At 36.3% G+C, this 6429-nt stretch carries 7 protein-coding genes; 2 read left to right on the plus strand and 5 right to left on the minus strand.

What is annotated here, in order from left to right; all coding sequences use genetic code 11:
- Positions 1–50 precede the first annotated feature (50 nt).
- The gene (locus C406_RS0118645; protein ID WP_026045754.1) at positions 51–887 is read right to left on the minus strand and encodes an aldo/keto reductase; all 837 of its coding nucleotides are present in this window, start codon (positions 885–887) and stop codon (positions 51–53) included.
- A 162-nt stretch (positions 888–1049) separates the two neighbouring features.
- On the opposite strand from C406_RS0118645, the gene C406_RS0118650 reads away from it, so the two are divergent.
- The gene (locus C406_RS0118650; protein WP_017382157.1) at positions 1050–2354 is read left to right on the plus strand and encodes an NCS2 family permease; all 1305 of its coding nucleotides are present in this window, start codon (positions 1050–1052) and stop codon (positions 2352–2354) included.
- A 261-nt stretch (positions 2355–2615) separates the two neighbouring features.
- Here C406_RS0118650 and trmL read toward each other — a convergent pair whose 3' ends face one another.
- Positions 2616–3089, minus strand: a complete 474-nt coding sequence (trmL, locus tag C406_RS0118660; protein ID WP_017382158.1) for a tRNA (uridine(34)/cytosine(34)/5-carboxymethylaminomethyluridine(34)-2'-O)-methyltransferase TrmL — start codon at positions 3087–3089, stop codon at positions 2616–2618.
- Positions 3090–3101: 12 nt separating this feature from the next.
- A complete protein-coding gene (queG, locus tag C406_RS0118665) occupies positions 3102–4238 on the minus strand; it encodes a tRNA epoxyqueuosine(34) reductase QueG (RefSeq protein ID WP_017382159.1) in 1137 nt (378 codons plus the stop codon).
- Between the two features lie 55 nt (positions 4239–4293).
- On the opposite strand from queG, the gene C406_RS0118670 reads away from it, so the two are divergent.
- Positions 4294–4986, plus strand: a complete 693-nt coding sequence (locus C406_RS0118670; protein ID WP_017382160.1) for a B3/B4 domain-containing protein — start codon at positions 4294–4296, stop codon at positions 4984–4986.
- 78 nt (positions 4987–5064) lie between these two features.
- Here the strand turns inward: C406_RS0118670 and C406_RS0118675 are convergent, their stop codons facing one another.
- Positions 5065–5838, minus strand: coding sequence for an STAS domain-containing protein (locus C406_RS0118675; protein ID WP_017382161.1), 774 nt, complete (start codon positions 5836–5838; stop codon positions 5065–5067).
- Positions 5839–5944: 106 nt separating this feature from the next.
- Positions 5945–6214, minus strand: coding sequence for a DUF5658 family protein (locus C406_RS21460; protein WP_051005519.1), 270 nt, complete (start codon positions 6212–6214; stop codon positions 5945–5947).
- Between the last annotated feature and the right edge of the window lie 215 nt (positions 6215–6429).

The raw sequence follows: 6429 nt of genomic DNA on the forward strand, positions 1-6429 counted from the left end.
TCCGTTAATAAGGGCTCAGTTCATTTTGACTAGAGGAATCTCTTTTTTGGTTAAAAGTTAAAGCTAAAGTTATCTGGATTAGCACCAGTTCGCTCATTTAAATTCAAGGAATCAATATTTTTCATGTCTTCGAAGGATAATTTAAAGTTAAATACATCCGCATTTTCTGCAATTCGTTCTGGTGTTACCGACTTTGGAATGACAGTTAAATCGTGTTGTAGATGCCAACGAATAATTATTTGTGCTGGGGACTTGCCGTATTTATTGCCAATACGAACGAGTGAAGGCTCATTTAATAATCCCCCACGTGCTAATGGAGACCAAGAAGTCACAGCGATTTGGTTGTCACCACAGAAAGTTCTCAGGTCGTACTGTGTAAGACGTGGATTTAATTCTATTTGATTCACCATTGGCTTTACATTTGCTTTTGCTAAGATTTCTTCTAAATGCTTTTGATGATGATTTGAAACACCCGTAGCCCTAATAAGTTTTTCATCATACAAACGTTCAATTGCTCTGTAGGTTTCCATAAATGTCTCTTTAACTGGCCAATGCGTTAAATATAAATCTAAATAATCAAATCCTAGAAGCTCAAGCGATTTTTCAAAAGCTCGTAACGTTTGATCGTATCCTTGATCAGAATTCCATACTTTTGTAGTGACAAAGACATCTTCTCGTTTGATACCTGAAGTGCGGACAGATTCTCCAACTTCTTTTTCATTCCCATATAAAGAGGCAGTATCGATTGCACGATAACCGATTTGAAGCGCACTAGTCATTGCTTCGACGGATTCTTCTGGGTTCGTCATTTTATATACGCCCAACCCTAGACGTGGCATCTCCACGCCATTATGTAATGTTCTTGTGGATTGTAAAGTAAGTGTCATATTCTTCATCCTTTCCATCCTTTGTTCTTCTATTGTACAAATTGAATGTGAATTTTACGAGTAAGAAGATTTTTTCGCTTAAAACTATTGCACTTCACCCTAAAAACGAATATTATATGAAATGTTGGTTATTTCGTTCGTCTTTTTGAAAGGAGACACACTATGTTCCGCTTAAAAGAACACAATACTAATGTGAAAACTGAATTCCTTGCAGGTATGACTACATTCTTGACGATGGTCTATATCGTAATTGTAAATCCCGTTATCTTAGCAGATGCTGGAGTACCGTTCGATCAAGTCTTTTTAGCTACAATTATTTCTGCTGTAGTAGGAACATTATGGATGGGGTTATTCGCAAATTACCCGATCGCAATCGCACCGGGTATGGGATTAAACGCATTCTTTACTTATACTGTAGTCATTTCATCAAATGGTGAAATTAATTATGTAACTGCCTTTTCAGCTGTATTTATTGCCGGACTACTATTTATTATTTTATCGTTAACACCGTTACGCAAGAAATTAATCGAAATCATTCCTGAAAATTTAAAGAGTGGTATCACTGCCGGAATTGGATTATTCATCGCTTTTATCGGGTTACGTTTATCTGGGCTAGTTGAAGCGCATCCACAAAACTTAGTCAAACTTGGCGACTTAACAAGTGCACCTGTCTTACTAGCGTTGTTCGGATTACTAGTGACACTTATCTTAATGGTCTTAAATGTCTACGGTGCTTTATTTTACGGTATGATTGCAACAGGTATAGTTGCATTCTTCACAGGTCAATTAACGTTTAAAGGAAATCCAATGCAATTACCTTCATTACCTGAAGGTATAATTGTTTGGAATCCTGGAATTGCTTTAATTGATGTATTTGAATATGGCATGATTGGAATCGTCGTTTCCTTCCTGCTAGTCACGTTATTTGATACAACCGGCACAATGATTGGTGTTGCAAAACAAGCGGGCTTAATGAAGGGTAATCATATGCCTCGTGCCAAACAAGCTTTACTAGCAGATTCAGTTGCAACAACAGTTGGAGCAATGTTCGGTACGAGCCCTACGTCAGCTTACATCGAATCTTCTGCAGGTGTTGCAGTTGGAGGTCGTACAGGTTTAACATCTGTTACTGTAGCAGTATTATTTATCATTGCAGCTTTCTTTGGACCACTTGTTTCTTCTCTTTCAAGTGTAGCTGCCATTACCGCACCTGCTTTGATTATTGTTGGAAGTCTAATGATTAGTGCCGTAAAAAATATTGATTGGGATTCGTTTGATGAAGCATTCCCAGCGTTTATTATTATTTTAACAATGCCTTTAACTTCAAGTATAGCAACAGGTATTGAACTTGGTTTCATTTTATATCCATTGCTCAAAATTTTTAAAGGACAAGCAAGAAATGTACATCCTTTACTCTATATTTTTGCTGTTCTCTTCTTATATCAATTACTATTCTTACCACACTAAAAAAATGACTGTAACTTTGCTATATTTCCGCCATATTTATTACGTACAGAATATTTCTTTTTGAAATGAAGTAAGATATACTTAGGTATGATATTGTAATTCTCTCACTAGGAGGCAACGTTATGAGCTTACTACTAATTCTTGGTGTTACTGTTGCATTCCTTGCTGCGATTTTCACGGCAGGGTACGATGACAAACCAGGTGCATCAGAAAAAAAATAAACATGTAAAATGGGATTGCTATAACTAGCAATCCCATTTTTTAATTTAAATTAGGATAATTTTGTTGACGCAGTGCTTCATAAATTAAAATCGCTGCGGTATTTGATAAGTTTAATGAACGAATATTTTCGTTCATTGGAATACGTAAGCAACGGTCTTGATTCGCATCAATTAATTCTCTAGGCAGTCCAGACGTTTCTCTACCGAAGACGAAAAAGGTATCTTTTTCTCGGTTGTCATAGTTGAACGTTGTATGAGGCTTCGATCCGTGCTTTGTAATGAAGAAAAATTCCCCTTCTGGATACTTAGCAAATAAATCATCTAATCCGTCATAATAATGAACATCAACATGCTCCCAGTAGTCAAGACCTGCCCTTTTTAACATTTTATCTTCTGTTGAAAAACCAAGAGGACGAATCAAATGTAGTTTTGTATCTGTTCCTGCGCAAGTACGAGCAATATTCCCTGTATTGGCAGGGATTAACGGTTGATAAAGTACCACGTGTATCGCCATAGTCTCACTCCCTTAATTTACGGTTAGGAATGCTAACCCTTTATGAATTTCGTTTAGCACTTCACCGTCTATTTCTATTTGTAATGCTTTATTTAGTGCTAAGCGACCCTCTTCAGTTCCAATTTTCCCGATTGCCCACGCAGCTGTCCCACGAATAACTGGACGTACATCATTTTGAAGTAAGTCAATTAAATTTGGAATTGCACTTTCTTCTTTAAAATGTGCAAGCGCTAAAATGGCATTTCGTTGAATTGGTTTCTTTCCTCGCCAGGATCCAGACACATGTCCAAATTTTGTTTTAAATTCTTTGTTACTCATTTTCAATAATGGTATGAGTAAAGGTTTTGCAATTTCTGGATCGGCTTGGAACTCGAGTTGATGCCTATTAAACTTTCCTTTATTTTTAGGACAAACAGTTTGGCACGTATCACACCCATATATACGGTTTCCTATCTTTGTTCGAAACTCCTCTGGCAATAACGATTTTGTCTGTGTCAGAAATGCAATACATCGCTGAGCATTCAGCTGACCACCTTCAATCAAGGCCCCCGTTGGGCAAACATCTAAGCACAGTCGGCATTCTCCACATTCATCTTCCATCGGTGTATCTGGTGTAAAGGGAATGTTCGTAATGATTTCTCCTAAATAGACGTATGATCCAAATTCTGGTGTAATTACTGCACAGTTTTTCGCACTCCATCCAATTCCTGCACGTTCTGCAACAGCGCGGTCAGATAACTCCCCTGTGTCCACCATAGAGCGTGTTTTGGCATCAACGCTATACATGGCAATAAACTGCTCTAATTTAGCTAAACGGTCTCGTAACACCGTATGATAGTCAATTCCCCACGAAGCTCGCGCAAAAATCCCTCTTCGCTCGCCTTTCTTCCCTTTTGGTGCGTTTTCCATGCGAGAAGGATAAGCAATCGCTATAGCGATGATGCTTTCTGCTTCATTTAATAAAAGCGAAGGTGTTGTTCTTTTTTCTAGATCCTTCTCTTCAAAGCCAGATTGATAACCAAGATCTTGTTGTCTCTTTAATCGATTCTTCAGCTCACGAAAAGGATCAGAGGAAGCAAAACCGATTTTATCAATGCCAATCGAGTGTGCATATAAAATTAGCTCTTGTTGAAACTGATTCACATTCATGAAAACTTCGCCCCCCTTATGCTAAAATGATGAAAAATGATTTGAAGGTGAAAACATGAAAATTTCAATCGAACCATCTATTTTTAAAATTGATGAACGTTTTAAAATAGGCATTAACCATTATAACAAATTTGTCGTCTCACAATCACCTCAAATGCTAAAAGGTCGCATGCATTTATATCAAGAACATTTATTTTTTGATTTACAAGATAAAAAATTAACGGATTATCAAGGGATTTTTGAATGGAGAGCCTTGTGGAAAAAGTTTGGGTCAGATCCAGGTCGATACCGTCCTTCGATGGAAGCCATGATGCGCAGAATTCGAAATCAAAACTATTTGCAACCCGTAAACAGTGCGGTTGATCTAAATAATTTCTTCTCCCTTCAATACGAAATTCCGGTAGGTATATATGATTTATCTCATGGAGAAGGAGATATCAAAATCGTATGTGGAGGACCTGAAACTATGCATAAAGGAATTAATGGACAAGAAATTCATTTAAATGGAATCTTATCTATCGAAGATGAATTAGGTTCTTTTGGTAGTCCTTTTGTAGATTCACTCCGAACGTCAGTTAGTGAAAGTACTGACAATGCCTTACAAATATTCTTTTTAAAACCTTCTATATCCAATGTAGAAGCTGAAAAACTAATGCAATCCGCTGGGAAAATGTTTGCACAAGTAAACGGTGGAAGTTATTCATCGATCATTTTAGATATAGAATACTCACAGGCTTTGATTGATTAATTTGGAATACCTTTTTTATACGACTTTTCATTTACAGTTGCAACTAAAAAACCGCTTCGCAAGGAAGCGGTTTTTCGATTAGTTATGCTTTTGTTGCTCAATAATAGCTTCCAAACCAGCATAAGTTGATCTGTATGTCGGGATATCTCTTTCAAGGAATCCCATCGAAATAGCCATTTGGGGACTGATTCCCACCAATATGCATTTAGCTCCAATTAATTTTAAGCAATCATACAACTTCTGAATATAAAATTGAACTTCCTGATCAAACTCACTTAGTCCATTTAAAGATATTAATACATATTCGATACGTTGAGTCGAACATTCCATCAACACAGATGAAATGAGTAAGTCTGCTCGCTCTGCATCAAACTCTCCAATTAAAGGCAATGCAATTGTATTTTTCCACACATGTAAAATGGGGATTGAAAGTGCTTTAATTAACTTTTCTTTCTTTTTTTCTTCTTCTGATTTTGTGGTTACGTCCATCAACATAATAACGTATCCTTCAATTTCTTTTAGGTCGTTCATTATAGGTGTAACAACTATATCAGTAACGAAACGATTTCGAATTGTAATTCTTGTTCGCAACGTCGTCATTAAACTTCCCATAACTCGTTGTTGATGTTCAGGACGCTGATGAAAGAAGTCCATACTTAATCCAATAAAGGCACGACTGTCTTGTAACTGGAACAATGGTGCAATCAAAGTTAATAAATCCGAAGCATTGCTATTCATCCATCTAATATGGAACAGTTTATCCGCAATAATAATAGTCTCACCAATACTATTTAGTGCTTTTAACATTGAAATTTCGTTCGGTATTGTTCCCACTTCATTCACTTTACTCATCCTATCCCTCTAAACTATTATTTATATTATATATAATTAATAGTTTAAATCCAACTAGATTTATCGTGTACTACAATCATCCATTTGAATATATAGATTCCTTCCATTAAAACAAGAATGGAATTAACCAAAAGAGATGTAGAATAATTACACTAGTGTACATTATCACTACAATCCATAACAGCACTCGAAGCTTCCTCCCAAATCTCATCAATCCTTTTTTATAAATGATATAACACAGCAAAACACTCAACAATACTTTAATGAATAGAACAGATTCAGGCTGCATCATTCTAAGTATTGGATTAAGCTCAACCATCTGAGAAGTCTTTAAACCTATATAGGTTAGCGCACCATCCACTGCATTAAGAACCACAATGAGTATAGCCAAGATTGACAAAATCAATCACCCCTAGTTTTGAATCAAATCTATATATGTTATGCGTATTATCGGAAACTTACTCGGAATTCATTCCCTTCCTAGGCTATGATAAAAGGCAGGTTTCTTTTCACACTATTGGATAAAATAATTTTCCTCCATTTTTACTAAGCTTAAATTGTAGAGAAATTAAAAAGGCAGACTGTTAGAAG

The organism is Paenisporosarcina sp. TG-14 (assembly GCF_000297555.1).
GTDB lineage: Bacteria > Bacillota > Bacilli > Bacillales_A > Planococcaceae > Paenisporosarcina > Paenisporosarcina antarctica.

Coding starts and splice junctions, on each gene's coding strand:
- C406_RS0118645 (WP_026045754.1), bottom strand. CDS start 887: ATGACACTTACTTTACAATCCACAAGAACATTACATAATGGCGTGGAG.
- C406_RS0118650 (WP_017382157.1), top strand. CDS start 1,050: ATGTTCCGCTTAAAAGAACACAATACTAATGTGAAAACTGAATTCCTT.
- trmL (WP_017382158.1), bottom strand. CDS start 3,089: ATGGCGATACACGTGGTACTTTATCAACCGTTAATCCCTGCCAATACA.
- queG (WP_017382159.1), bottom strand. CDS start 4,238: ATGAATGTGAATCAGTTTCAACAAGAGCTAATTTTATATGCACACTCG.
- C406_RS0118670 (WP_017382160.1), top strand. CDS start 4,294: ATGAAAATTTCAATCGAACCATCTATTTTTAAAATTGATGAACGTTTT.
- C406_RS0118675 (WP_017382161.1), bottom strand. CDS start 5,838: ATGAGTAAAGTGAATGAAGTGGGAACAATACCGAACGAAATTTCAATG.